General features: G+C 72.9%; 16 protein-coding genes. 4 read left to right on the top strand and 12 right to left on the bottom strand.

Annotated elements, in window-relative coordinates; all coding sequences use genetic code 11:
• Positions 1-20 precede the first annotated feature (20 nt).
• The 4 genes from OG310_RS03150 to OG310_RS03165 all read right to left on the bottom strand — a co-directional run bounded on the left by OG310_RS03150 (position 21) and on the right by OG310_RS03165 (position 7,739).
• Positions 21-2,402, bottom strand: a complete 2,382-nt coding sequence (locus tag OG310_RS03150) for a phosphoketolase family protein (protein ID WP_329454331.1) — start codon at positions 2,400-2,402, stop codon at positions 21-23.
• Between the two features lie 98 nt (positions 2,403-2,500).
• A complete protein-coding gene (locus OG310_RS03155) occupies positions 2,501-3,898 on the bottom strand; it encodes an NADP-dependent succinic semialdehyde dehydrogenase (protein WP_329454332.1) in 1,398 nt (465 codons plus the stop codon).
• Positions 3,899-4,305: 407 nt separating this feature from the next.
• The gene (locus tag OG310_RS03160) at positions 4,306-6,150 is read right to left on the bottom strand and encodes a transketolase (protein WP_329454333.1); all 1,845 of its coding nucleotides are present in this window, start codon (positions 6,148-6,150) and stop codon (positions 4,306-4,308) included.
• Positions 6,151-6,419: 269 nt separating this feature from the next.
• Positions 6,420-7,739 (bottom strand): NAD(P)/FAD-dependent oxidoreductase, encoded by a 1,320-nt coding sequence (locus OG310_RS03165; protein ID WP_329454334.1) that lies wholly within the window; start codon positions 7,737-7,739, stop codon positions 6,420-6,422.
• Between the two features lie 372 nt (positions 7,740-8,111).
• Here OG310_RS03165 and OG310_RS03170 point away from each other — a divergent pair, with 372 nt between their 5' ends.
• Positions 8,112-8,561: a DUF5709 domain-containing protein gene (locus OG310_RS03170; protein ID WP_329460005.1), complete on the top strand. Its 450-nt coding sequence runs from the start codon at positions 8,112-8,114 to the stop codon at positions 8,559-8,561.
• Between the two features lie 193 nt (positions 8,562-8,754).
• On the opposite strand, the gene OG310_RS03175 is transcribed toward OG310_RS03170, so the two are convergent.
• The gene (locus OG310_RS03175; RefSeq protein WP_329454335.1) at positions 8,755-9,300 is read right to left on the bottom strand and encodes an ATP-binding protein; all 546 of its coding nucleotides are present in this window, start codon (positions 9,298-9,300) and stop codon (positions 8,755-8,757) included.
• Positions 9,301-9,607: 307 nt separating this feature from the next.
• Positions 9,608-9,988: a hypothetical protein gene (locus OG310_RS03180; RefSeq protein ID WP_329454336.1), complete on the bottom strand. Its 381-nt coding sequence runs from the start codon at positions 9,986-9,988 to the stop codon at positions 9,608-9,610.
• Positions 9,989-10,098: 110 nt separating this feature from the next.
• Here OG310_RS03180 and OG310_RS03185 point away from each other — a divergent pair, with 110 nt between their 5' ends.
• The gene (locus OG310_RS03185; RefSeq protein ID WP_329454337.1) at positions 10,099-10,476 is read left to right on the top strand and encodes a VOC family protein; all 378 of its coding nucleotides are present in this window, start codon (positions 10,099-10,101) and stop codon (positions 10,474-10,476) included.
• A gap of 320 nt (positions 10,477-10,796) precedes the next feature.
• On the opposite strand, the gene OG310_RS03190 is transcribed toward OG310_RS03185, so the two are convergent.
• Positions 10,797-11,330: a type 1 glutamine amidotransferase domain-containing protein gene (locus OG310_RS03190; RefSeq protein WP_329454338.1), complete on the bottom strand. Its 534-nt coding sequence runs from the start codon at positions 11,328-11,330 to the stop codon at positions 10,797-10,799.
• Between the two features lie 101 nt (positions 11,331-11,431).
• Entirely contained in the window at positions 11,432-11,893 is a 462-nt protein-coding gene (locus OG310_RS03195) for an SAV_915 family protein (protein WP_329454339.1), read from the bottom strand.
• 241 nt (positions 11,894-12,134) lie between these two features.
• On the opposite strand from OG310_RS03195, the gene OG310_RS03200 reads away from it, so the two are divergent.
• The gene (locus tag OG310_RS03200; RefSeq protein ID WP_329454340.1) at positions 12,135-12,743 is read left to right on the top strand and encodes a hypothetical protein; all 609 of its coding nucleotides are present in this window, start codon (positions 12,135-12,137) and stop codon (positions 12,741-12,743) included.
• A 560-nt stretch (positions 12,744-13,303) separates the two neighbouring features.
• Here the strand turns inward: OG310_RS03200 and OG310_RS03205 are convergent.
• Positions 13,304-15,823 (bottom strand): sensor histidine kinase, encoded by a 2,520-nt coding sequence (locus tag OG310_RS03205; protein ID WP_329454341.1) that lies wholly within the window; start codon positions 15,821-15,823, stop codon positions 13,304-13,306.
• A 239-nt stretch (positions 15,824-16,062) separates the two neighbouring features.
• On the opposite strand from OG310_RS03205, the gene OG310_RS03210 reads away from it, so the two are divergent.
• Positions 16,063-17,436 carry a pyridoxal phosphate-dependent decarboxylase family protein gene (locus tag OG310_RS03210; protein WP_329454342.1) on the top strand — a complete coding sequence of 458 codons (1,374 nt, stop codon included), beginning with the start codon at positions 16,063-16,065 and terminating at the stop codon, positions 17,434-17,436.
• A 51-nt stretch (positions 17,437-17,487) separates the two neighbouring features.
• On the opposite strand, the gene OG310_RS03215 is transcribed toward OG310_RS03210, so the two are convergent.
• The 3 genes from OG310_RS03215 to OG310_RS03225 form a co-directional block, all read right to left on the bottom strand.
• Positions 17,488-18,567 (bottom strand): ABC transporter substrate-binding protein, encoded by a 1,080-nt coding sequence (locus OG310_RS03215; protein ID WP_329454343.1) that lies wholly within the window; start codon positions 18,565-18,567, stop codon positions 17,488-17,490.
• Positions 18,568-18,712: 145 nt separating this feature from the next.
• The gene (locus tag OG310_RS03220) at positions 18,713-19,594 is read right to left on the bottom strand and encodes an ABC transporter permease (RefSeq protein WP_329454344.1); all 882 of its coding nucleotides are present in this window, start codon (positions 19,592-19,594) and stop codon (positions 18,713-18,715) included.
• The gene (locus OG310_RS03225) at positions 19,584-20,399 is read right to left on the bottom strand and encodes an ABC transporter ATP-binding protein (RefSeq protein WP_329454345.1); all 816 of its coding nucleotides are present in this window, start codon (positions 20,397-20,399) and stop codon (positions 19,584-19,586) included. The genes OG310_RS03220 and OG310_RS03225 overlap by 11 nt, the downstream gene beginning before the upstream one ends.
• Between the last annotated feature and the right edge of the window lie 175 nt (positions 20,400-20,574).

Raw genomic sequence — 20,574 nt, forward strand, 5'->3', positions numbered from 1 at the left:
CCGTGCGCGGTTCCTCACCGTCAGCCCCTCCAGGTCCACTCCGCGACCTCGGGCAGGTCCGTGCCGTGCTCGCGGATCCACGCCTGGTGCCGGGTGCGCACGTCGGACATCGCCTGGCGCAGCGCGACGGACCGTACGCCGAGGCCGGGGACCCGGTCCAGCACGTCCATCACCAGCCGGTAGCGGTCCAGGTCGTTCCTGACGACCATGTCGAAGGGCGTGGTGGTGGTGCCCTCCTCCTTGTACCCGCGGACGTGCAGGTTCGCGTGGCCGAATCGACGGTAGGTCAGCCGGTGGATCAGCCACGGGTAGCCGTGGTAGGCGAAGATGACGGGCTTGTCGCGGGTGAAGAGCGCGTCGTACTCGGACTCGGTCATGCCGTGCGGGTGCTCCTCGTTCGGCATCAGCCGGGCCATGTCGACCACGTTCACGACGCGCACCGACAGCGCGGGCAGGTGCCGCCGCAGCAGGTCGGCCGCCGCCAGCGTCTCCTGCGTGGGGACGTCGCCGGCGCAGGCGAGAACCACGTCAGGTTCGCGGGTGCCGTCCTCGGTGCCCGCCCAGTCCCAGGCGCCCGCGCCCCTGGTGCAGTGGGCGATCGCCTCCTCCATCGTGAGCCAGTCGAAGGTGGGCTGCTTGCCTGCCACGATGACGTTGACGTAGTCACGGCTGCGCAGCGAGTGATCGGCCACGGAGAGCAGGGTGTTGGTGTCAGGCGGCAGGTACACCCGCACCACCTCGGGGCTCTTGTTGAGGACGTGGTCGACGAAGCCCGGGTCCTGGTGCGAGAAGCCGTTGTGGTCCTGGCGCCACACGTGCGAGGTCAGCAGGTAGTTGAGCGAGGCGATGGGGCGGCGCCAGGCCAGCCTGCGCGAGGTCCGCAGCCACTTGATGTGCTGGTTGACCATCGAGTCCACGATGTGCGCGAACGCCTCGTAGCTGGAGAACAGGCCATGACGGCCCGTCAGGAGATAGCCTTCGAGCCAGCCCTGGCAGAGGTGTTCGGAGAGGACCTCCATCACCCGGCCGCCCCGGGCGAGGTGTTCGTCGGTGGGCCGGGTCAGCCCCTCCCACGCCTTGCCGGTCGCCTCGTAGAGCGCTTCGAGGCGGTTGGACGCGGTCTCGTCGGCCCCCACGACACGGAAGTCGCGGCGGCCCTCGGTCGCCGCCATCACGTCCTCCAGCAGCGCGCCGAGCACCCTGGTGGGTTCGTGCAGGACCGTGCCCGGCTTGTCGACGGCCACCGCGTACTTCGTCAGCGGCGGAAGCGGCAGCTCGCGCAGCATCAGCCCGCCGTTGGCGTACGGCGTGGCGCCGAGCCGGCGCGTGCCCTCCGGTACGAAGCGCAGCAGCTCGGGCAGGGGCGCGCCGGTCGCGTCGAAGAGCTCCTCCGGCCGGTACGAGCGCAGCCACGCCTCCAGCTGGCGCAGGTGGTCGGGGTTGGTGCGGACCCCGCTGAGCGGCACCTGGTGGGCCCGCCACGTCCCTTCCACCGGGAGGCCGTCCACCTCGGCGGGGCCGGTCCAGCCCTTCGGGGTGCGCAGGACGATCATGGGCCAGCGGGGGCGCTCGGTCGCACCTTCGTCGCGGGCGGCGCGCTGGATCGCGGCGATGGTGTCCACCGCGCGGTCCATGGCCTCGGCCATCGCCCGGTGCACGGCGAGCGGCTGGTCGCCGGTGACGTGGATCGGCTCGTGGCCGTATCCGCGCAGCAGGCCGTCGAGTTCGGCCTCGGGCAGGCGTGCCAGGACCGTCGGGTTCGCGATCTTGTACCCGTTGAGGTGGAGGACGGGCAGCACCGCCCCGTCGTGGACCGGATCGAGGAACTTGTTGGCGTGCCAGGACGCCGCGAGCGGCCCCGTCTCCGCCTCGCCGTCACCGACGACGCAGGCGACCAGCAGGCCGGGGTTGTCCAGCGCGGCGCCGTACGCGTGGGCCAGCGAGTACCCGAGTTCGCCGCCCTCGTGGATGGAGCCCGGCGTCTCGGGTGCGACGTGGCTCGGCACACCGCCTGGGAAGGAGAACTGGCGAAACAGCCGCTCCATGCCCGCGGCGTCCCGGCCGATGCCCGGATACGTCTCCGAATACGAGCCCTCCAGCCAGGAGTTGGCGAGGACGGCGGGCCCGCCATGGCCGGGGCCCCAGACGGCCAGCGCGTCGATCCCGCGCTCCTTGACGATCCGGTTCACGTGCGTGTGCACCAGGTTGAGCCCGGGCGACGTGCCCCAGTGCCCGAGCAGCCGCGGCTTGATGTGCTCGGGCGCCAGGGGCTCGCGGAGCAGCGGGTTGGCCATCAGGTAGATCTGGCCGACGGCCAGGTAGTTGGCGGCACGCCAGTGTGCGTCCAGAGTCGCCAGGTCGGCCTCGGTCAGCTGCCCTGCCGCGGTCTTCGCCTTGCGCATGTGGGTCTCCCTGCTCGTTGCCCGGCACTCGCCGGCACGCCCGGGCCGGACAGCACGCCCGGGCCGGCCGGCACGCCCGGACGGCACGCCCGCGGCGGTCAGTCGGTCGGGCCGTACCAGACGGTGGTGATGTTGCAGAACTCGCGGATGCCATGGCCCGCGAGTTCGCGGCCGTAACCGGAGCGCTTGACACCGCCGAACGGGAAGGCGGGGTGCGACGCCGTCATGCCGTTGAAGAACACACCGCCCGCCTCCAGGTCGCGTGCGAAGCGCCGCATCTCGTTCTCGTCCCGGGTCCACACGTTCGAACTGAGCCCGAACGGCGTGTCGTTGGCGACGGCGACGGCCTCGTCGAGGTCCGCCACCCGGTAGAGGGTGGCGACCGGACCGAAGGTCTCCTCCTGGTGGATGCGCATCGCGTCCGTGATACCGCTGATCACGGTCGGCTCGTAGAACCAGCCCGCCCCGCCCCCGCCCGGACGCCTGCCGCCGCACAGCACGGTCGCGCCCTTCTCGCGGGCGTCGTCGACGAGTTCCTCGATGTCGGCGCGGCCCTGCTCGCTGGAGAGCGGGCCGACATCGGTGTCCTCGTCCAGCGGGTCGCCGACACTCAGGTCCCGCATCGTGGCCGTGAACAGTGCGGCGAACGCGTCGTAGACGTCGGTGTGGACGATGAACCGCTTCGCGGCGATGCACGACTGCCCGGTGTTCTGGACCCGCGCGGTCACGGCCGTCCTGGCCGCCTTGGTCACATCGGCGGACGGCATCACGACGAACGGGTCGCTGCCACCGAGCTCCATCACGGTCTTCTTGATCTCGTCGCCGGCGGCCGAGGCCACGGCCCGCCCGGCGGGCTCGCTCCCCGTCAGGGTCGCGGCGGCGACGCGACGGTCGCGCACGACGTTCTCGACGGCGCCGGAACCGATCAGCAGGGTCTGGAAGCAGCCCTCGGGGAAGCCCGCACGGCGGAAGAGGTCCTCCAGGTAGAGGGCGGTCTGCGGAACGTTCGAGGCGTGCTTGAGCAGGCCGACGTTGCCCGCCATGAGCGCCGGGGCGGCGAACCGTACGACCTGCCAGAGCGGGAAGTTCCACGGCATCACGGCGAGCACCACACCCAGCGGCCGGTACGCCACGTGCGCCCGCGCGCCGCCGGAGTCCTTCACGTCCGCCTCCGCCGGGTGCTCGTCGGCCAGCAGGTCCTCGGCGTGCGCCGCGTACCAGCGCATGGACCTGGCGCACTTCGCGGCCTCGGCCCTGGCCTGCCCGACCGGTTTGCCCATCTCGGTGGCGATGGTGCGGCCGATGCCGGGGGCGTCCTGTTCCAGCAGGTCGGCGGCCCGGTTCAGGAGATGCGCGCGTTCCTGGAACGACGTGGTGCGGTAGGTACGGAACGTGCTGTCCGCCGTGCTGATCCTGCGCTCGATCTCCTCGGGCCCCATCGGGTCGAAAGTTTTGAGCGTCTCCCCCGTGGCGGGGTTCACCGTTGCGATCGGCATGGCCGATTCCTCCTGGAGTCGTTGGTAGAAGCCTGAGGTGACCCGGGGGGCCGCGCAACACGGGCGCGCAGCGCTCAAGTCCGCCGCCCACCGGCGCGAGCCGACGGACGGCGGAGCGGGGAGCTCACTGCCGAACCCTCCCGGGAGGGGTTGGGAGACGCGCCCTCGACTGACGGGTAACCAATCGGGAGCGTTCATGCAGCGCGCACCCGGCTGCCCGGCCCGATCAGCCGCGCGCGAACGGCCGTACGCCGGACGGCATCCGGCGTACGGCCCTGCGGCATCCGTGTCCGACGCGGGGCCCGCCCGCATCCGCCGGCCGCGGTCCCGGATGAGGGTCCGGGACCGAAACCGAGGTTCGGGACCGCAGTGCGGGACCGCGGTGCGGGACCTGGATCGGGGCCGGGTCAGCGGATGATCTTCTCTACGAGCAGCCGCACGCCCGCGCCGATCGACTCCGCGTCGATGCCCGCGGCCCGGCGCTGCTCCTCGCCGGTGGCGGACCCCGGCATCGTCTTCACCGCGAGCCGCACCAGGCGCCGCGGCGCGGGCCTGCCGTCCGCGAACGTCTCGGCCACGGCGTCGCCGAGACCGCCCTGCGGATGGTGGTCCTCGACGGTGACCAGGCAGTCGGTGTCCTCGGCCGCGGCCGAGAGGGTGTTCTCGTCCACGGGCTTGAGCGAGTACATGTCGATCACGCGCGCCGCGATGCCCTGCTGGGCGAGCGTGTCGGCGGCCGCCAGGCACTCGTGCACCGTGACCCCGGTGCCGATGAGGGTGACACGGTCCGCGTCGGACTGCCGCAGGATCTTGCTGCCGCCGATCGGGAACTCCTCGTCCGGCCCGTAGATGACCGGGGTGCCGCCGCGCATCGTGCGCAGGTAGCGGATGCCCTCCAGATCGTGCGTCGCCGCGACGAGGCGGGCGGTCTGGTTGGCGTCACAGGGCTGGAGCACCGTGGAGCCGTGGATCGCGCGGAACATCGCGAGATCCTCGACACCCATCTGGGACGGGCCGTCCTCACCGATCGAGACACCCGCGTGCGAACCGACCACGTTGAGCGAGGCGCGGCTGACGGCCGCCATGCGCAGGAAGTCATGGGCGCGGGTCAGGAAGGCCGCGAAGGTGACCGCGTACGGGACGCGCCCGAGGGCCTGCATGCCGACGGCGGCAGCCACCATCTGCTGCTCCGCGATGTAGCACTCGAAGTAGCGCTGCGGGTGCTCCTTCGCGAAGTACTCCGCCCGGGTGGAGTCGCCGACCTCGCCGTCGAGCACGACGACGTTCTCGTACGCGTGGCCGAGTGCGGTGAGCGCCTCGCCGAAGGCGTCACGGGTGGGCACCGTCCCACCGATCTCGTAGCGCGGCAGCGCCAGCGGCCTGGGGCGCGGCGCGGCTTCCTCGGGGGCGGCCGGCGGCGGCGCGACGGAAACGCGGATCGAGCGCCGGCCACCGAGCTCCTCGATGGCCTCCTCGGCGTCCTTGAGCGGCTTGCCGTGCATGCCCTCGCGGTCCTCGACGGCGTGCACACCCCGGCCCTTGCGGGTGCCCGCGATGATGGCGGTGGGCTTTCCCGCGGTCGACTCGGCATCCTTGAAGGCACGCTCGACGGCGTCGACGTCATGGCCGTCGATCTCGACGGTGTGCCAGTCGAAGGCGCGCAGGCGCCTGCCGTAGGCGTCGAGATCGCGCTGGTGACGCGTGGGCCCGCGCTGTCCGAGCCGGTTGACGTCGATGATCAGCGTCAGGTCGTCCAGGTGCTGGTTGCCCGCGTGCTCGGCGGCCTCCCAGATGGAACCCTCCGCCATCTCGCTGTCGCCGCAGAGCACCCACATCCGGTCCGACGTGTGGTCGAGGCGCTGGTCGGCGAGCGCCATGCCCACAGCGATGGGCAGGCCCTGGCCGAGGGAGCCGGTCGCGACGTCGACCCACGGCAGCCGGGGCGTGGGGTGCCCCTCAAGCCGGCTGCCGTGGGTGCGGTAGGTGAGGAACTCGTCCTCGTCGATCGCGCCTGCCGCGAGGTACATCGAGTACAGCAGCGGGGAGGCGTGTCCCTTGGAGAAGATCATCCGGTCGTTGCCGGGGTGGTCCGGGTGGTCGAAGTCGTAGCGGAGGTGGTTGGCCAGCAGCACGGCCATCAGGTCGGCGGCCGACATCGAGGAGGTCGGGTGCCCCGAGCCCGCCCGGTCGGCGACCCGTACCGAGTCGACCCTCAACTGTTGTGCGAGTTCTGTCAGTTCACGGGTGTCCATGTCACTCCTTGGCTGATCCGCCGGGCTGCCGGCCGGATGTCAGGGGTCGGGCGTCACGCGCCGCCGGGCGGAGGCGGCACGCGGCGCTGTGGCGTCTGCGTCGGTTGCGCTCTCTTCGTGTCACGGGGGCCGGCGGTGCCGTCCGCGCTCCTCGTTGGCCGGGGGCGCCCCATGCCGTCCGGGCCCGGGGCGCCGACCGGGCCGGCGCGGTCCGGTCCGGGGCGTCAGGCCCGCCCGGGCCCGGTCGCGGGGCGGGCCGCCGGGGCCGCTCACCTCCTGCCCGCTCCCGTGATGGCGCCGGCGGCCGGTGACGACGACTCCAGCGGTACCGCGCCCGAGCGGACCAGGCCGAGCTGGACCGCCTGCCGGGGCAGCGCGGCGTCCAGCAGCCAGTCCGCGGCGACCCGCACCCGGTTGCCGGGCATGGCGGCCAGGTGGTAGCCGCGCGTCACCGCACCGGCGAGGGGCCCGGACAGCGGCACACCGAGCGGATTGGCGGCCGCCTGGGCGCCGCCGAGATCCACGACGAATCCGAGGTCGCTGTGCTTGTACAGCTCGCGATGACCGTCCCCGAGCGAGGCCGCGACGTTGCGGCCCGCCACCTTGCCCTGCCGGGACGAGTGCTGTGCGGTCATCGGGGTGTACTGGCCCGGCCGCGTCAGATCCGGCACGGCGGCGGCGTCGCCGCACGCGAACACTTCGGGCCGGCCCGGTACGTTCAGCGCCGCGTCGACCACGAGCCTGCCGTGTTCGACCGGCAGCCCGAGTTCGGAGACCAGCGGGTCGGGCCGTACCCCCACGCACCACACGAGGGTGCGGGTGCAGATGTGGTCACCGTCGTCGAGCGTGATGCCGTCGTGGGTGGCCTCCGCGACGGAGGTACCCGTGCGCACCTCGACCCCCCGCCGCCGCAGAACCTGGTCCGCGGTCTCGGACAGGCGGTGGTCGAGCTCCGGCAGGACCCGCGACGCGATGTCCAGCAGGAGCCAGCGCGGCTTGCCGCCCTGGCGCCACACGCGCTGCTTGCGTACGAGCGCGTCGGTGAACATCTTTCCCTGGGCGGCCACCTCGGTGCCGGTGTACCCGGCGCCCACCACGACGAATGTGGAACGGGCCGCGCACTCGCGCCGGTCGTCGGTGGCGGCGGCCAGTTCGATCTGCCGGGTCACGTGGTCCCGCAGGTACAGGGCCTCGGCGAGACCGCGGAAACCGTGCGCGTGCTCGGCCACACCGGGGATCGGCAGCAGCTTGTTGACGCTGCCGACGGTCAGCACCAGCCGGTCGTAGGACAGAGTGCCGCGCCGGCCCTCGGGGTCCGTGTAGCCGACGCGGCCCGCCTCCAGGTCGATGTCGTCGGCCAGGCCGAGCACGAGCCGTACGCGCGGCAGGGTCCCCGGCAGGGAGACCGTGACCCGGCGGGGCTCCAGGACGCCCGCGGCCACCTGGGGCAGCAGCGGCAGATAGAGGAAGTAGTCGGTCGGGTTGAGCAGGACGATCTCCACCCGGTCCCCCATCCGGTGGCTGAGGGTCCGCGCCGTCTCGTACCCGGCGAATCCCGCTCCGACGATGACGATTCGTTGTCGGCTCACGCTCGGCTCCGGTCGTTGCTTCCGGTCGCTGGCATTCCCGCCGGCGCTCCGTGCCGGCGCTCCTGGGCGGCGTCAGTCGCCGGCTTCCCGGTCCGCGCCGGGGACAGTCCGCGACGTTCACTGACGGAACCACCGCGTGCCCAAGGCGGCGGGGGGCAAACACCCGGGGCACCCGACCTGCGGTTTGACAGCACCCGGTTTGGTGGCAGCGTTGTTCTAGGGACAGTCGTCGGCGATCACGGAAACCTGCCGCCGATCGCCGCCGAGCGGCCGCCGGACAGCTGCGGATAGGACCGGCCGCGCCGGGTAGTGGGGCTGAACGCAATCGGACTCGACGAGGTGATCCACGTGACCGGGGAGAACAGTGACCCCATGGCCGACGACGTCTACCAGCCCGACGGTGACGCCGACGTGACGGAGGACGAGGGCATCCTCGATCCGGAGGACACCCTGAGCGACCGCGGCTCGGACCCGTACGACGAGGGCTTCTCGCCGCCCGAGCGTCCACTCGGCCTCGATGAGGGCACGACGGCCGAGGAGCAGCACGAGGGCGAGAGCCTGGACGAGCGGCTGGCCGAGGAGGTACCGGACACGCCCGTGCCACAGGGCGACGGCGTCGGCGACCTGGACGGCGGGGACGGCGAGGTGCGCGACGACGAGGTCGGCGGCCCCCGCTCGGGACGCCTGGTGGCCCCTGACGAGGGAGCGCACACGGACGCCGAGAAGGACATGATCGCGGAGGACGTCGGCATCGACGGAGCGGCGGCCTCCGCCGAGGAGGCGGCCGTTCACCTGGTGGACGAGGGGGACGACGCGACCTGACGCGGCCTCTTGTGCGCTCCCGCGTGCGGCGCTGACGGTCTTCCGTCCCGCTGCGTACTGCCGTCCCGCTGCATGACGCGCCGACGCCGCGGTGCCCCGTACCCTGCGGATTCCCGGGAGACCCGGAGCCGTGCGAGGAGGTGCGGGGCATCGCTGCGCGAGGTGCGCTGCTCGCTGTGCGAGGTGCGCCGTGTCAGGCCGGCGTGGGGACGCGGGTGTGGGAAGGGGCGTCGGGAGCGGCATCGTCGGCCGGGTGCGTGTCGGCGACCGCCACGGGCGTCGGGCCGGCGAGGGACGGGTGACGCAGGGCCGCGTCGATCAGAGTGAGCGGGAGGGACGGGACCCGCGGAACGGACACCGGCGCCTCGACGCTGCGCGTGAACCACACCACTTTGCCGTCGGTGGTCGCACAGCTGCCCCAGCTGTCGCTGAGTGCCGCGACCCGGGCGAGCCCGCCGCCCCCCGCGGCGAGCGGGCGGGGCATGCGCTCTCCGCCGTCCTCCACGGACGCCGTCAGCAGGCGCCCGCTCCAGCGGAGTTGGAGGACACACGGAGTGCCCTCCCCGACATGACGGTGGACATTGGTCAGCAGTTCGTCGATTCCCCTGCACACGGCCCCGACGTGCAGGTCGAGCCTCCAGTGCCGGAGGTGGGCGGCGACGATGCGGCAGATCTGGGGTACGCGCTCCTCGGAGGCGTGCAATTCCAGCTCGTAGTGACGGTCGAGTGGAACTGTCATGTTTCAGGCTCCTCACAGAGAGGCCCACGTGCTTCACATCGTCAAAAACCAACGACCCCCGAGCACGAAACGTGAGCAACAGCCACTTCTGGGTCACTCTCAGCGTCACCCTGCTGGGCCGAATGCGCAACACGATCATCCGCGCACCCTCGGTCACCGGGTCCCGGGACCACCTGTCCCGGCGCGCGGGCGGAGCGCCCTTCCGGCGTGTGCGGACGCCCCGCTCACCCTCCCCGGTTGAGGGGCCCGCGGGCCCGGGGCCCGCCGCACGCGTCCTGCCGTGCGGTGCCCGGGCCCTCCGCCATTTTCACCTGCTCGCGAGCCGCAGCTGCACTTCCTGCTCCTGGTCGCCGGACGAGGTGCCCACGACGCGCACGGCGAAGGCCGACGACAGGGTCCCGCACAGTCCTTCGACGGCCTGGTAGCCCCCTTGCAGGACCGCGGTGACCGGTGCGCCCAGCTCCACGGGGCGCGGCTCCTCGCGCCGGTCCGTGGTGTCGAACGTGGCGCTCCAGACCGTCGTCCTGCCGCCGCTGTCCGGCGCCTGAGGGGTGTCGCCGCGGTCGCGGTCGGAAGCGTAGGCCGTGTGCAGCACGCCGAAGACGGCGTGGGCGTCCGCCGGCGCGGAACCGGTGAGTTCCACCGCCACCTCCGCCGCCGTGTGCGCGGAGGGTTCCGTGCTGGTCATGGCTGTCTCCTTCCGTTCGCCGGCCGGGGTGAGTCCCCCGGCCCGGGGCGAGTACCCGGGCCGGGGCCCCGCAACCGTGTCCCCGTACGGGCCGGGGGTAGACGGACTCCATGACCGTCACGAAGACCACCGTGCTCGTACTGGACGCCGCGGAGCCCGCGGAGCTGGCCGACTTCTACGCCGCTTTCCTCGGCGGCCGCACGAAGCCGGGCGAGGACCCCGACTTCATCGAGGTCCTCGGCGACGGCGTGCGCCTCGCCGTACGCAAGGACCACGGCTACGCGCCGCCGAGCTGGCCGCGCCCCGAGACGTCGCAGCAGGCGCATCTGCGTGTCCTGGTGGAGCGGGCCGACATCGACGAGGCGGAGCGTGAGCTGATCGCGCTGGGCGCCCGGCCGCTGGACACCAAGGACAACGGCGGGCCCCGGGACACCCGGATCTACTCCGACCCGGCGGGGCACTCGTTCACCCTGGCCGTGCATATGTGAGGCCATGGCCGTCGCGTGGATGAGCCCGCAGCGGCACCTGCGCGGCCCGTGACCGCGCCGTACGCTCCCGTGCGGCCGTGCGGCCGTGAACACGCCTGCGGCACCTGGGCGGGGCCCAAGACGGCTCCGGGAGGTCCGGACGGGCGCGGGGTGAGCGCGTGAGGCGGCTCCGCACCCCGACGAGGTGTCCGCAGGAGATGCGTCGGCGCCGTCCTCGCTCCGCGGCCCGGGTCGGTCGGGCGGGACGCGGGGACGGCGCCGGTGCCGCGTGCGGCAGATGACGAAGGCCGCCGTGCGGGGGCCTTACGGGGCTTCGGCGCTCAGCCGCCGAACTGGATGATGAAGGCCTCGCAGAACGCCTTCAGATCCCCGGGGTTGCGGCTCGTGACGAGCGGACTCGGCGCGGCGGTGCAGACCTTGACCTGTTCGTCCACCCACGTGCCGCCCGCGTTGGTGATGTCGGTCCGCAGGCTCGGGTAGGACGTGAGCGTCCTGCCGCGCACCCGGTCGGCCTCGACGAGCGTCCACGGCGCGTGGCAGATCGCGGCGACGGGCTTGCCCGCCTCGAAGAAGGCGTCCACGAACCCGACGGCGGCCTTGTCCGTGCGCAGCGCGTCGGGGTTGGCGACACCGCCGGGCAGCACGAGGCCGTCGTAGTCACCGACGGACGCCTCGGCGACCGTGCGGTCGACCGCGAACGTGCGGGCCTTGTCGAGATGGTCGAACGCCTGGATGCGGCCGGGCTCCGTCGAGATCAGGTGGCACTCGCCGCCCACGTCGCCGACCGCCCGCCAGGGCTCGGTCAGCTCGACCTGTTCCACGCCCTCGGGAGCCATGAGAAAAGCGACTCGCATGTGATCCACGTCCTTTCCGCTCGCACGGATCGTGTGCGTGCAATGCCCGACCGTTCCGTGTGCCCAGCGCTGCCGGGCTCACACGGGGGACGGGCGTCGCCTCACGCGGAGCGGCCGGGCCCGACCAGCAGGATTCTCCCGGCTGAGCGGCTCGCCGTCGCGTCGAGGGCCGCCGCTGAGTGCCGCTCTGAGGGCGCGGACGGGGAGGCGGACGGCGCCGGGGCCGCCGACGGGGACTGTCGGGGGACGCCGGGAGCGGCGGGGACGACGGGAGCAGGGCGCGGCGCGACCAGCTGCGGGTCGACGGTGAGGGTGGAGGCACCGAGGGGCTCGGCGAGGGCCCGCAGCGCGGACTCGGCGAGCCTGATCCACGGCTGGTCGGCGCCGAGAGTGGCTTCGAGCAACCGGACAGAGGTGAAAGCGACCGCCGTACGCCCGCCGAGGGGCGTACGGAAGAGACGGACGCAGAATCCTTCGGCGCCCGGCCGGACCGGTACGCACAGGGTCCCGGCCGGGGCCCGATGTGAGGGCTCGGCGTCTTCGGCGCTGGCAAGCTCCGACATGGTGTCACTCCTGATGACGGACGGAAGGCCCCGCTCCACGTGCGTGGTGGCGAGACGCAGTGACCACGATATGCCCCTGCCGCGGCACCGGATGCCACCCCCTGATACGGCCTTGACCCGTGCGGGTCCGTCCATGACGCGGTGTTGACGACGTCAGGCGCGCGTCAAGTCCGGGGCCGCCAACGTCAACCCTCCGTCAACGGCGGGCCCACGGGGACCACGGGTGTCTAAGGTCACGCCCATGGAGAAGGAGCACGCCGCACGGCGCCGGCGCATCCGCCCGCTGCGGGCCGTGCCGGTGGGCGACGCCACCCGCGACGCGCCCGGTGTACCGGGCGGCCGGGCGGAGGCGACGCCGGTACGGGACGACAGGTGGTTCTCCGACGCCCGGACGGCCGTGGTCTGCGGGACCCTGCTGAGCGCGCTCCTGCTGGTGGTCGACGCGGCGACGGGTGGGCTTTCGACGGCCCATGCGGTGGCCTGGTGCGGCCTGGGTCTGCTGCTGTTCGTAGTGCTGGTGCCCCGCCGGGTACGGGCGGGCGCGGGCTGGGTGTCCTCCCGCGGGCTGCTGCGGGAGCAGCGGGTGAGGACGGACCGGCTGGTGTCGGTGCTCCTGGCCGGCGGGGTGGCGCAGCGGCTGGTGCTGCGGGACACGGACGGCGGGCGGATCGAGCTCGATCCCCGCAGGCTGCTGGCGGCGCCGCAGGTGTGGCACCGGGTGGAGGTGGACGCGCTCGGCTCACTGGAACGCGGCACTCTGTGCCAGGGCGGGGAGACGCTCCGGCGTGTCGGCCGGCATCTGGACGAGGAGACGGCCCGTACGGTCTTCCGCACGTCAGGGCTGCGCTGATCGCCGGACGAGCCGCGGGCCCGTGCCCCGTCCGTCCCTTCTTCCTTTCTTCCTTTCTTCTGCCTTCGCGGCTCCTGGCCTCCCTATCCTCGCGCTTCCCAGCCCCTGCCGCGTGTCAGGCCCGCCCCCGGGCGGGTCCCGCGCGACGTCTGGCGAGGCCGAGGCGCCCGGCAGCCGCACGGTGCTCCCTCTCGCCCCGGCCCCTCTACGCACCGGTCGCCCGGGGACGACCGCCACGGATCGCGCCTCTCCTCGCGTCCTCGCGCTTGCGCTGTCACGGGGAATCGCCACCGTCATGCCCGTCCCTGGCTCCCCGTCAGCGTCGCCGCCCCCGCGTGGAAGCGGCCGGTCCGACGCCGGACGGGCCCCTGTACGACCGGCGCCGGGGCCCGGGGCCGGGCCGGCGCCTGTCCGTCCGCGGCCGGCGCCTGCGCGCAGCAGCCGCCCGCGCCGCGTGCCGAGACCTGACGGCTCGGAACGGATGCCCCGCTCGGAACGGATACCCCGCTCGCACGGAGCCGCGACGGGCCCCGGGGCCCGTAACGCAGGCGTGCGGGCGATCAGCCCTCCACGGGCTCCTGTTCCACGGGCAGGGCCGGCGACGCGGTCCCCACCGGCTCGCCCGACGGCAGGGACAGCACCATCGTCAGGCCCCCGCCCGGAGTGTCCTCGGGGGCGAGCGTTCCGTCCATCGCCTCCGTGAGCCCCCGGGACAGGGCGAGGCCGAGCCCGACGCCCGTGCGGTTGTCCGTGTCGCCGAGTCGCTGGAACGCCTCGAAGGCCCGTTCGCGGTCCTCGGCGGGCAGGCCTGGGCCCCGGTCGATCACCCGGAGCTCGACCCGGCCGACGTGGGTGCTCGCGTTGAGTACGACCGTGGCGCCGCGCGGGGTGAACCGCGCCGCGTTCCCGACGAGGTTCGCGACGACCCGCTCCAGCAGCGGCGGGTCGGCGATGACGGGGGGTGCGTCTTCGAGGCCGCGCGTCTCGACGCGGGGCGATCCCGTCGGCAGCGAGTCCAGCGCCGGTGCCACGACCTCCTCGAACAGGGTGGCCCGCAGGTGCGGCACGAGCGCGCCGGCCTGCAGGCGGCTCATGTCGAGGAGGTTCTCCACGAGCCTGCTGAGTTTCGCCATCGACTCGTCGGCGGTGGCGAGCAGTTCCTCCCGGTCCTCGGCGGAGAAGTCGACGTCGCGGCTGCGCAGGGAGCTGACGGCCGCCCAGCCGCCGGCGAGCGGGGTGCGCAGGTCGTGGCTGACGGCAGTGAGCAGCGCGGTGCGCATCCGGTCGGCGGCCCGTACCGGCTCGACCTCGGCGGCGGCCTCGGCGAGCCGGGCGCGCTCGATCGCGGCGGCGACATGCGCGGCGAAGGCAGCGAGCACGCGGCTCTCGGTGGCGGGCAGGGTGCGTCCACGCAGCACCAGGTAGCGGTCGTCCCCGACCGGGACGCGCACCGCGGTGCCGTCGTCGTCGGGTCCCTTGACGAGAGCGGCGCTCTCCATGCCGAACGTCTCCCTGGCGCGCTCCAGCAGGTCGGGCACGGCCTGGTCGCCGCGGACGATGTCACCGGCGAGCGACGAGAGGGTCTCCGCCTCGGCGGTGGCTCTGGCGGCCCTGCGGGTCAGGCGCAGGGACCGGTCGACGACGGCGGCCACGGTCCAGGCGACGACCACGAACACGGCGAGCGCCAGGATGTTGTTCGTACTCATCACGGTGAACCGGCCACGGGGCACGATGAAGAAGTAGTTGAGCAGCAGCGACGCGGTCACCGAGGCGACGACGGCGGAGGCCACGCCGCCCACGCACGCCACCGCCACCACCGTCAGCAGGAACAGCAGCGCCTCGCTCGTGAGGTTGAGCCTGCCGCCGGTGTGGGCGAGCAGGAACGTCAGCCCCACCGGCAGGACGAGCCCCGCGACGGGTCCCGCGACCAGCCGCCCCGTGGGCAGGGTGCGCCGCCGTGAGGGCAGCAGCCGTCCACCGCCCGCCCGTTCGTGGGCGACGATGTGGACGTCGATGTGCCCGGACATGGCGGCGATGGTCTCGCCGATGCCCTTGCCGGTCAGGAAGCGTTCGAGCCGGCCGCGCCTGCTGGTCCCGAGGACGAGCTGGGTGGCGTTCTGGGCGTGTGCGAACTCGGCGAGCGCGCAGGGCACGTCGTCGCCGACGAGCGTGTGGGAGCTGCCGCCCAGGCTCTCCACCAGGTGCCGCTGCTCGGCGAGCGCCACCGCCGAGGTGCCGCCGCTCAGCCCGTCGCTGCGGGCCACGTGCGCGGCCAGCAGGTCGCCGCCCGCGCTCCTGGCCGCGATCCTGGCCGCGCGGCGGATGAGCGTCGCGCCCTCGGGGCCGCCGGTGAGGGCGACGACGACCCGCTCCCTGGTCTCCCAGACACCCCCTATGCCGTGTTCGGTCCGGTAGCGCTGGAGGGCTTCGTCGACCCGGTCGGCGGTCCACATCATGGCGAGTTCGCGCAGGGCGGTCAGGTTGCCGACGCGGAAGTAGTCGGCGAGGGCCGCGTTGATGTTCTCCGGCCCGTAGACGTCTCCGTGGGCGAGCCTGCGCCGCAGCGCCTCGGGCGGCATGTCGACGAGTTCGATCTGCTGGGCCCTGCGGACCACCTCGTCGGGGACGGTCTCGCGCTGCGGCACCTTGGTGATCTTCTCGACCACGTCGTTGAGGGACTCCAGGTGCTGGATGTTGACCGTCGTGACGACGTCGATGCCGGCCGCGAGGAGTTCCCCCACGTCCTGCCAGCGCTTGGTGTTGCGGCCGCCGGGGACGTTGGTGTGGGCGAGTTCGTCCACGAGGGCGACACCCGGAGAGCGGGCGAGGACCGCGTCGAGGTCCATCTCCTGGTGCGCGCCGCCCCCGTAGGAGCGTGGTGCGCGCGGCAGCACCTCAAGACCGGCAAGCCGCTCCTCGGTACGGGGGCGGCGGTGGCACTCGGCGAGTGCGACGACGACGTCGGTGCCGCGGGCCTGCCTCCGCCTGCCCTCGTCCAGCATCCGGTACGTCTTGCCGACGCCGGGCGCGGCTCCGAGGAAGACCTTCAGCCGCCCCGCCCGCGCGCTCTCAGCGTTCACCCGTCACTCCGTTCCCGGCCGAAGGCCGACAGGTGACCCCGGCACCGCGTGTCCGACCGTAGATCGTGGCGGGCGGCGGGGCGTGGACCGCGCCGCTACCGTTACGCCGCCTTGACGCCGAGCGGCCCGCGGGGCCCGGGGAACGGCTCCGCGGACGAGGCCGGGCGCCGGGCGCACGCCCTGCGGTCGTACGATCCCCGATGCGCCCGGACCGGGCCGATCCGAGAACGGAGTCCCCGATGCACGACCGCCTCGCCCGTGACCTGGACCGGCTGCCCGACCTGCTGGAAGCCGTGGCCGAGCAGGCCTGGGGCCTGCTCGGCGACGTGGCGGCACGGCCCGTGGCCGGCCGCGGCGCGCCGCCGACCGAACGCCCGCTGCCCGACGCGGGCGACGGCGCGGAGCGGGCCCTCGCGGAGTTCGCGGAGCGGTGGCTGCCACTGTTCTCGGCGAGCGCGGGCCCCCGCTACCTCGGGTTCGTCACCGGCGGCGCCACTCCGGCGGCGCTGGCGGGCGACTGGCTGGCCGCCGCCGTGGACCACAACACGATGTCCTCCCTCGACGGCGCGGGCCATCTGCTGGAGCGGGCGACGGTCGCCTGGCTGCGGGACCTGTTCGGCCTGCCGACGGCGCACGAGGGTGCTTTCGTCAGCGGGGCCACCATGTCGAACACGGTCGGTCTCGCCGTCGCCCGCGAGTGGCTCGGCGAGCAGCGGGGTGTCCTGGTCGCGCAGGAGGGCGTGGCCGCGCTCGGGCCCGTCCGGGTCCTGTCCGCCACACCGCACTCCAGTGTGTCCAAGGCCCTGTCGGTGCTGGGGTTCGGGCGGGCGGCGCTGCGGACGGTGCCGACGCTGCCGGGGCGGGAGGCCGTGGACCCGGCCGCGCTGGAGCGCGCGCTCGCCGCGTCGGACGATCCGTGCGTGGTGGTGGCGAACGCCGGGACGGTCAACACCGCGGACTTCGACGACCTGCGCGCGGTGGCGGCGCTCAAGGAGCGGCACCGTTTCTGGCTGCACGTGGACGGCGCGTTCGGTGGCTTCGCGTCGCTCTCGCCCCGGTTCGCCGCGCTGACGGCGGGCCTGGATGCGGCGGACTCGGTCTGCGTCGACCTGCACAAGTGGCTGAACGTGCCGTACGACAGCGCGGTGCAGTTCACCCGGCGCCGGGATCTTCAGGCGCGGGTGTTCCAGAACGCGGCCGCCTATCTGGGCCCGCTCGGTGACACCCCGGACTTCTCGCACCTGACCCCGGAGAACTCCCGCCGGCTGCGGGCCCTCCCGGCCTGGTTCACACTGCGCGCGTACGGCCGGGAGGGCTATCGGGAGATCGTGGAGCGGTGCGCGGACAGCGCGGCGGCACTCGGCGCGGCCGTCGAGGCGCTGCCGGGGCTGCGACTGCTCGCCCCGGTGCGGCTGAACGTGGTGTGTTTCACGCTCACCGAGGATCCGACGGCACGCCGCCTCGCGGAGCTCGCGGAGGCGCTCTCCCCGGACGCGTTCGTCACCCCGACCGTGCTGGACGGTGTGCCCGCTCTGCGGGCCGCCTTCAGCAACTGGCGTACGACGGCGGCCGACGTACGCCACATCGCCGACGCGCTGGCCCGGCTGGTGTGACGTCGTCGGCGTCCCGCCCGGGCCCGACGACGGCACACCGCGGCGGCGCGTTCAGTCGGAGTCGGGCGAGGCGACCGTGTCCTTCACGAACTCCGTCGTGAAGGTCTTTTCCATGTCGACGTCCACGTCCCGCAGGTTCGGGTCGAACGTGGACAGGACGCGCTCGACGGTCATGGGGCCGTCGGGCGGCATCACACCGTCCGTGGTGAACATCGGCAGGGTGTTCTTGATGGACTGCGCGTACAGCTTCGCACCGCCGCCCTGCTGGTAGTCCGCCGGCATCTTGGCGGCGATCGCCTCCGGAGTGTGCGAGGACATCCAGCGCAGGGTCCGCACGAACGCGCGGGCCAGCCTGCGCACGGTGTCCTTGTGGCCGTTGACCCAGGCGGTGTTCATGTAGAGGCTCGACGACGGGTAGAGACCGCCGAGCGCGGCCCGGGAGCCGTCGGGGGTGCGCATGTCGACGAGGACCGATCCGGCCTTCTTCTGCAGGAGGGTGGAGACGGTCGGCTCGGTCGTCATCCCGCCCTGGATGGAGCCCTGCTGGAGCGCGGAGATGAACGTCTGGCCGGCGCCGACCGCGACCGGGGTGAAATCGCTCGTCTTCAGACCCTCGTGCACGGCGAGGTACTTGGTCAGGAAGTCCGTCGACGAGCCGAGCCCGGTGACGCCCAGCTTCTTGCCCTTGAAGTCCTCGGGACCCTTCACCCCGGCGGCGGCCTTGTTCGAGACGACCTCCACCTCGCCCGGTGCCTGCGCCAGCTGCACCACCGACTCGACGTGCTTGCCCTTGGCCTGGAGGTCGAGGGTGTGGTCGTAGAAACCGACGGTGCCCTGGACGTCGCCGGAGACCAGCGCCGTCTCGGCCTGCACTCCCGCCGACTCCGTCAGCAACTGGACGTCGACGCCCTCGGCCTTGAAGTAGCCGAGCCGCTGCGTGAGCATCGCGGGCAGATAGATGACCTTGTCCAGGCCACCCACCATGATCTTGACCTTGCCGCCGCCACCCGCGGAGTCCGCCCCGCCGGACGAGTCGTCGGCGCACGCGGAGAGGGCGGTGAGGGCGAGTACGCCGGTGACGGCGACGGCGGCCCTGGCCGCGCGGCCGGTGGGGATCAGGGAACTGCGCATGGGGGGTCACGTCCTTGTGAAGTGCGAAGTCTGAAGTGTGCGGCCCTCGAATGGGGGGTCTGTGAGGATCACGCGGGAGGTGTGCGGCGGGGGTGTGCGGGTGTGGCGGAATCGTCCCGGCCCACCACCGCTCCGGCCGCTGTGCTCAGCGCCCGTCGCCCGCGACCGGGGCCTTCCAGCGGAACAACCGCCGCTCCAGGAAGGTCAGCAGCCCCTCGGCAAGCAACGCGACGACCGCGAGGATGACCATCGCCGCGTACACACCCGCCGCGTTGAAGCTGCCCTGGGCGGCCGACACCAGCAGGCCGAGCCCCTTGGTCGCCCCGATGTACTCGCCGACGATCGCGCCGATCAGCGCGAACCCGAAACTGACGTGCAGGCTGGTGAAGATCCACGAAGTGGCCGAGGGGATGACGACCTGGTACGTGACCTGCCGGTTGCTCGCACCGAGGATCCGCGCACCGTCGACGAGCCGCCGGTCCACCTCCCGGGCGCCCTGGAAGGCGTTGAAGAACACCGGGAAGAAGACGAGTACGACCGCGGAGGCGACCTTCGAGGCCGGTCCGAGGCCGAACCAGATCAGGAAGATCGGCGCGAGCACGATCCGCGGCAGCGCGTTGAGGACCTTGATGTACGGTCCGAGCACATCGGCGAGGAACCGGACCCGGCCGAGCGCGATGCCGAGCACCACGCCGCCGAACACTCCGGCGAGCCAGCCGAGCAGCGCCTCGTACAGCGTGTACCAGACCTGCTGCGCCAGGGAACCCTGCGCGGTGCCCTCGGTGATCCACGTCCAGATCTGCGACCAGATCCTCGACGGCATCGAGAAGTTGAACGGATCGATGATCCCGGCGCGGGCGAAGGCCTCCCACAGTGAGACGACGGCGACCAGCACCAGGACCCGGGTGCCCTGCACCAGCCAGGAGCGGCGGCGTGCGGCGCGGGCCCTGGCACGCGTGCGGCGGTCCGCCGGGACGGCCGCACCCTTCGCGAGGACGGCCTCCGCACGCGGTGTGTCAGGCGGCATGTCCCGCTCCCCTCTCACGCGTGATGCGGACCTCTTCGCCGAGCGAGGCCCAGATCTCCCGGTAGATGTCGGTGAACTCCCTTTCGAGCCTGACGGCTTCGACCCGGCGGGGGCGCGGCAGTCCGATCTCGAAGACCTCCTTGACGGTGGCGGGGCCCGCCGTCATCACGACCACCTTGTCGGCGAGGGCGATGGACTCCTCCAGGTCGTGGGTGACGAAGACGACGGACGCGCCGGTGCCCGACCACAACTGAAGGAGTTCGTCCGACATCAGCGCGCGGGTCTGTACGTCGAGGGCGGAGAACGGCTCGTCCATCAGGAGGATCTCCGGGTCGCACACGAGGGTCGCCGCGAGCGCCACGCGCTTGCGCTGGCCGCCGGAGAGCTGGTGCGGATAGCGGTCCTCGAACGCGCCGAGGCCGACGCGGTCCAGCCACTGCCGGGCCCGGTCCCGCGCCTCCGCCTTCGCCACGCCCCGAAAGCGCGGCCCGGCCATCACGTTCGACAGGGCGGTGCGCCAGGGGAACACCGCGTCCTGCTGGAAGACGAAACCGACCTCGGCCGCGATGCCCGTCACCGGTTCACCGCCGATCAGCACCTCGCCCTCGGTGGGTTCCTCCAGTCCGCTGACCAGGGTCAGCGTGGTCGACTTCCCACAGCCCGTGGGGCCGACCACGGCGACGAACTCGCCGCGGCCGACGGTCAGGTCAAGGTCGCGTACGGCGGTGTGCGGCTCACCCGAGGGGGTGCTGAACACCTTGCTGGCCGCCCGCAGTTCGATGGCGGGGCTCGTCCGACTGTTCATGGCGGCGACGCTAGGGGGCGGGGGTTGCGCCCGGGAGTCTTGAGCGCACAACCAGCGTTGTGCGCACAACTCGGCGTTCTGCGCGTTCTGCTCACCGCCCGCCCGGGAAAACCGGGACCGGGGCTGGGCAGGGCCCCCGGCTACGGTCTACGGTGCGGCGACGCGGGCGGGCGGC

It is taken from the genome of Streptomyces sp. NBC_01497 (assembly GCF_036250695.1).
Taxonomy (GTDB): Bacteria; Actinomycetota; Actinomycetes; order Streptomycetales; family Streptomycetaceae; genus Streptomyces.

Excerpts from the sequence above, each read along its gene's own strand:
- OG310_RS03150 (WP_329454331.1), bottom strand. The coding sequence starts at position 2,402 with ATGCGCAAGGCGAAGACCGCGGCAGGGCAGCTGACCGAGGCCGACCTG.
- OG310_RS03155 (WP_329454332.1), bottom strand. The coding sequence starts at position 3,898 with ATGCCGATCGCAACGGTGAACCCCGCCACGGGGGAGACGCTCAAAACT.
- OG310_RS03160 (WP_329454333.1), bottom strand. The coding sequence starts at position 6,150 with ATGGACACCCGTGAACTGACAGAACTCGCACAACAGTTGAGGGTCGAC.
- OG310_RS03170 (WP_329460005.1), top strand. The coding sequence starts at position 8,112 with ATGGCCGACGACGTCTACCAGCCCGACGGTGACGCCGACGTGACGGAG.
- OG310_RS03175 (WP_329454335.1), bottom strand. The coding sequence starts at position 9,300 with ATGACAGTTCCACTCGACCGTCACTACGAGCTGGAATTGCACGCCTCC.
- OG310_RS03180 (WP_329454336.1), bottom strand. The coding sequence starts at position 9,988 with ATGACCAGCACGGAACCCTCCGCGCACACGGCGGCGGAGGTGGCGGTG.
- OG310_RS03185 (WP_329454337.1), top strand. The coding sequence starts at position 10,099 with ATGACCGTCACGAAGACCACCGTGCTCGTACTGGACGCCGCGGAGCCC.
- OG310_RS03190 (WP_329454338.1), bottom strand. The coding sequence starts at position 11,330 with ATGCGAGTCGCTTTTCTCATGGCTCCCGAGGGCGTGGAACAGGTCGAG.
- OG310_RS03195 (WP_329454339.1), bottom strand. The coding sequence starts at position 11,893 with ATGTCGGAGCTTGCCAGCGCCGAAGACGCCGAGCCCTCACATCGGGCC.
- OG310_RS03200 (WP_329454340.1), top strand. The coding sequence starts at position 12,135 with ATGGAGAAGGAGCACGCCGCACGGCGCCGGCGCATCCGCCCGCTGCGG.
- OG310_RS03210 (WP_329454342.1), top strand. The coding sequence starts at position 16,063 with ATGCACGACCGCCTCGCCCGTGACCTGGACCGGCTGCCCGACCTGCTG.
- OG310_RS03215 (WP_329454343.1), bottom strand. The coding sequence starts at position 18,567 with ATGCGCAGTTCCCTGATCCCCACCGGCCGCGCGGCCAGGGCCGCCGTC.
- OG310_RS03220 (WP_329454344.1), bottom strand. The coding sequence starts at position 19,594 with ATGCCGCCTGACACACCGCGTGCGGAGGCCGTCCTCGCGAAGGGTGCG.
- OG310_RS03225 (WP_329454345.1), bottom strand. The coding sequence starts at position 20,399 with ATGAACAGTCGGACGAGCCCCGCCATCGAACTGCGGGCGGCCAGCAAG.